5 protein-coding genes are annotated in these 4,275 nt (G+C 77.6%); all 5 read right to left on the reverse strand.

Annotated features, from left to right (window positions below; translation table 11 throughout):
- Positions 1–353, reverse strand: a 353-nt coding sequence (locus ABEB16_RS11125) for a helix-turn-helix domain-containing protein (RefSeq protein ID WP_345712319.1), incomplete at its 3' end; no start/stop codon positions are given.
- A 204-nt stretch (positions 354–557) separates the two neighbouring features.
- On the reverse strand, positions 558–1,871 hold the full coding sequence (locus ABEB16_RS11130; RefSeq protein WP_345712320.1) for a BtrH N-terminal domain-containing protein: 1,314 nt from the start codon (positions 1,869–1,871) through the stop codon (positions 558–560).
- 249 nt (positions 1,872–2,120) lie between these two features.
- Positions 2,121–2,633, reverse strand: a complete 513-nt coding sequence (locus ABEB16_RS11135; protein ID WP_345712321.1) for a CinA family protein — start codon at positions 2,631–2,633, stop codon at positions 2,121–2,123.
- Between the two features lie 2 nt (positions 2,634–2,635).
- A complete protein-coding gene (pgsA, locus tag ABEB16_RS11140) occupies positions 2,636–3,235 on the reverse strand; it encodes a CDP-diacylglycerol--glycerol-3-phosphate 3-phosphatidyltransferase (protein ID WP_345712322.1) in 600 nt (199 codons plus the stop codon).
- On the reverse strand, positions 3,232–4,275 hold a 1,044-nt coding region (locus ABEB16_RS11145), incomplete at its 5' end, for a radical SAM protein (RefSeq protein WP_345712323.1). The genes pgsA and ABEB16_RS11145, both read right to left, overlap by 4 nt.

Consider the following 4,275-nt stretch of genomic DNA (forward strand, 5'->3'; position numbering starts at 1 on the left):
AGGGTGAGGACCGCCGCCCGGGCGCGCTCGCGCTCGGCGGCCGCCACCTCCAACACCGGCCCCGCGGCGGCCGGTGGTGCGGCGACGACCGCCGCGGCGGGAAGGCGGCCCCCGACGCCCTCGGCGTCCGCGACCCGCTGGGTGACCTCGTGCAGCACGTGCGACAGCGGCAGGTCCAGCGCGGAGCAGATCGACGCCAGCAGCTCGCTGGACGCCTCCTTCTGGCCCCGCTCGACCTCGCTCAGGTAGCCGAGGGAGACGCGCGCGGTGGCGGACACCTCGCGCAGCGTGCGGCCCTGGCGACGGCGCTGCTCGCGCAGCACGTCACCGATCGTGCGTCGCAGGACGACCACGGGACGACCCCCCTTCCCCGCCCGCGCCGGCGTGGCCAGCGCGGCCGGTGCGGGACGCTGCTCCCCCACCCGGTGGCTGGTAGTGACGGAGTGACCACGGTACCCCGAGGGGCGGCCGGACGGCGCTGCGGGACGAAGGCTGAGCACATCGGGCTCAACTCTCGACGGCAACCCCGTGTTCCGCATCCGGGAGGACCTGCCCGCTCAACGGCCGAGCACCGCCCCCAGCGACGCGACGGCGCTCGCCTCGGCCCGGTGGATCGCCGTGAGGTGCTCGCTCATGGTCGTGCGGACCCGGGCCAGGCGTGCCTCGTCCAGCGGCGCCCCCGCGTGCTCGTCCCGCAGCCGCCACAGCTCCTCGGCGGCCGCGGCGCGCTCCGCGGCCCCGGCATCGCCCTCGGCGACGGCACCGCTGACCGTCGCGGTCAGCTCCCGCAGCCGTGCGATCGCCGGGACGTCGTCCGGCAGCGCGGTCTCGGCCAGCAGGTGCCAGCGCCGCCCGATCTCCCGCCACCGCTCCGCCTCCCCCGCCAGCGCCGGCTCCCCCAGGACGGCGGCGGCCTGCACGAGCCCGTCGGCGAACACCCCGCGCAGGTGCCCACCGCCCATCCCGGCAGGCTCGACCGCTTCCCACACCCCGGCGAGCGCCCGCAGCAGCCCGCGCCGGTCGGCGAACACCGCCGGCCAGCCTTTGACCGCGCGCTCGTCGACGAGCAGGCGCGACCACTTGCGCCACGCGGGCAGCGCGAACGACGTCGAGGAACCCGACAGGTGCTCGACCGTCGCGACCAGCCCGTCCCGCACCGCGGCGCGCAGCCGGTCGGCCGGGACCACGGCGTCCGAGGACCGCACGACGAGCATCGTGTTCCGGTAGCTGCCCACCCGGGCCCGCGCCCGGTCGAGGTCGGCGGTGGGCACGGTCAGCGGGGCCAGCGTGCGGTCGTCGACGTGCACGCGGTCGCCGGAGGCGGCGTAGACGACGACGGGGTGGCCGCCGTGACCGTCGAGGAAGGCGGGCAGGTGCCAGTAGCCGACGTGGTAGCGGTCCGGCCAGACGACGGCCGGGTCCCCGGCGGCCAGCGCCCGGGCCAGCGCCCGGGCCGCGGCGACGGCGCCACCGGTGCGCGACCACGTCACGTCCAGCCCGAGCCGCTCGACCGTCGCGGCCAGCCGGCGGTCGACGTACTGCCAGGAGTGCGTGAACCCGAGGGTGACGACGCGGCTGTCGTCGTGCGCGAACTCCCACAGGATGTAGCCGGCCCCCAGACCGCCGCCGACGAGGAGCAGCAGCGGCTCGGTCAGCGGCCCGTCCGGCCCGGTGACCCCGCGGTGCGCGAGGACGTTGGCCAGTGCGGCGGTGTCCGGGTCGGTGCCACCGCGCAGCGTCCACCCGGCGTCGACGACGGGTCCGCTCCCCCCGGCCGCTCCCAGCACGTGCGCCCGGGCCACGGCGTACCGCTCACCGGTGCGGGCCATCCGGTCGCGCACGCGCGCCTTCAACTGCTTGCCGCTGGTCATGTCGGACCCTCCGGCTGCGCACGCGACGGCCGGCCCCACGCCCCGCCCGCCGCCGCAGCCGTGCCGTCCGCTGGTCGAAGACGTGGCCGTGCGGTGCCCCGAGGCTCCCGGAGTCCCCTTTGCCCCGCGGTGCCGGCCCGCGTGGTGGACCGGTCTGGGGTTGGGCGTGAGGCGCGCCGGCACCGAGTCTAGGAGGCCGCACGGTGCAGGTGAAGCACCCGCGGGCGAGCGGCTGCGGCCGGCCGAGGCCTACAGGGCTTCCGCCAGCAGGGCCAGGGCCGCCTCCACCGCTGCCGCCCGCACCGCCGGGCGCTCCCCCGCCAGGTGGAGGCGGCGCACCAGCACCCCCTCGGGCAGCCACGCCGCGGCCAGCGCGACGAACACCGTGCCCGGGGCGCGGCCGTCCTGCGGGTCGGGCCCCGCCACCCCGGTCGTGGCGAGGCCGGCGTCGGCGCCCAGCCGCGCCCGGACCCCGAGCCCCCGCACCGCCGCGACGGCGGCGTCCACCGCGCCGCGCTCGGCGAGCAGGCCGGCGTCCACGCCGAGCAGCAGGGCCTTGAGGTCGGTGGCGTAGGCGACCACCCCGCCGCGCAGCACCCGGGAGGCGCCCGGGACCTCCACGAGCGCCGAGCACAGGGCCCCGCCCGTCAGCGACTCCGCGGTCGCCAGCGTCAGGCCCCGCGCCGCGCACGCCGCCACCACCGCGGCGGCCCGGGGCTCTTCCGCGGGCGGTGCGCCGGCCGGGCCCGGATCGCGCGACACGGTCAGCGCACCCGAGCCGGCCGCCAGAGCCGGTAGGCGGCGACGAGGTACTCCCGGGCCGTCACCACGGTCAGCACCACCGCCGCGATCATGACCACCGCTTCCACGGGGTGCAGCCAGCCCGGCAGCGGCAGCACGTACAGGCCCACCGCGACGGACTGCACGACCGTCTTGACCTTGCCGCCGCGGCCCGCGGGGATGACCCCGCGGCGGATGACGAGGAAGCGCACCAGCGTGACGAGACCCTCGCGCAGCAGGATCAGCGCCGTCGCCCACCAGGTCAGCTCCCCGATGAGCGAGAGCACCACGAGGCCGCCGCCGATGAGCGCCTTGTCGGCGATGGGGTCGGCGATCTTGCCGAAGTCGGTGACGCGGTCCCAGCGGCGGGCGAGCTGGCCGTCGTAGCGGTCGGTGATGACCGCCGCGAGGAACACCGCGAACGCCCCCAGCCGCCACCCGGTCAGCCGCCCGCCCTCGTGGGCGAGCAGCCACACGAAGAGCGGCACCGCGACCAGGCGCAGCACCGTCAGCGCGTTGGGCAGGTGGTAGCGGTGCGCCGTGCGCCAGTGCCGCGACGGGTGCCGGGCCGCCCCGGCCGTCACGGGCGGCCACCCGCTGCGGTCACGGGCACGGCGAGGGGCACGGCGACGAGGTCGGCGCCCTCGCTGGCCACCACCTCGGCGCTCACCACGTCGCCGACGGCCACGGCGCTCCCCGCCGCCACCCGCAGCAGCGTGGTGCCGTCCACCTCGGGACCCTGGTGCTCGGCGCGGCCGACGACGCCCTCGGCGTCCACCTGCTCCACGAGCACCCGCACCACCTCCCCGACGCGCTCCTCCGCGCGCTGGGCGACGAGCTCCTCCACGAGGCGGCCCACCGCCTCCACCCGGGCGGCGACCTCCTCCTCGGGCAGGTGCCCGTCGAGGTCCTCGGCCTCGGTGCCGTCCTCGTCGGAGTAGCCGAAGACGCCCACGACGTCCAGGCGGGCGGCCTCCAGGAAGCGGCACAGCTCCGCGACGTCGGCCTCCGTCTCGCCGGGGAAGCCCACGATGACGTTGGAGCGCACCCCCGCCAGCGGCGCGCGCTCGCGCACCTGCTCCAGCAGCGCCAGGAAGGGATCGGTACCGCCGAAGCGGCGCATCCGGCGCAGCACCGCCAGCGCGGAGTGCTGGAACGACAGGTCGAAGTACGGCACCACCCCGGGCGTGCCGGTGAGGGCGTCCAGCAGACCGGGGCGGACCTCGGCCGGCTGCAGGTAGGACACGCGCACGCGCTCCACGCCCTGGGCGGCCGCCACCTGCGGCAGCAGGCCCTCCAGCGCGCGCAGGTCGCCGAGGTCCTTGCCGTAGGAGGTGGTGTTCTCCGAGACGAGGAACAGCTCCTTGACACCGCGCTCACCGAGCCAGTGCGCCTCCGCCACGACCTCCTCGACGGGGCGGGAGAGGAAGGAGCCGCGGAAGGCGGGGATGGCGCAGAAGGTGCACCGCCGGTCGCAGCCGGAGGCGATCTTCAGGGGGGCCCACGGCCGGCCGTCGAGGCGGCGGCGCACGACGCGGGGGCCGGAGGCGGGGGCCAGGCCGGCGGGCAGGTCCTGCGCGGCGGCCGGGACGACGGCGGGCCGCACGCGCTGGCGCTCCGCGGG

The organism is Kineococcus glutinatus, assembly GCF_039542765.1.
Lineage (GTDB): Bacteria > Actinomycetota > Actinomycetes > Actinomycetales > Kineococcaceae > Kineococcus_A > Kineococcus_A glutinatus.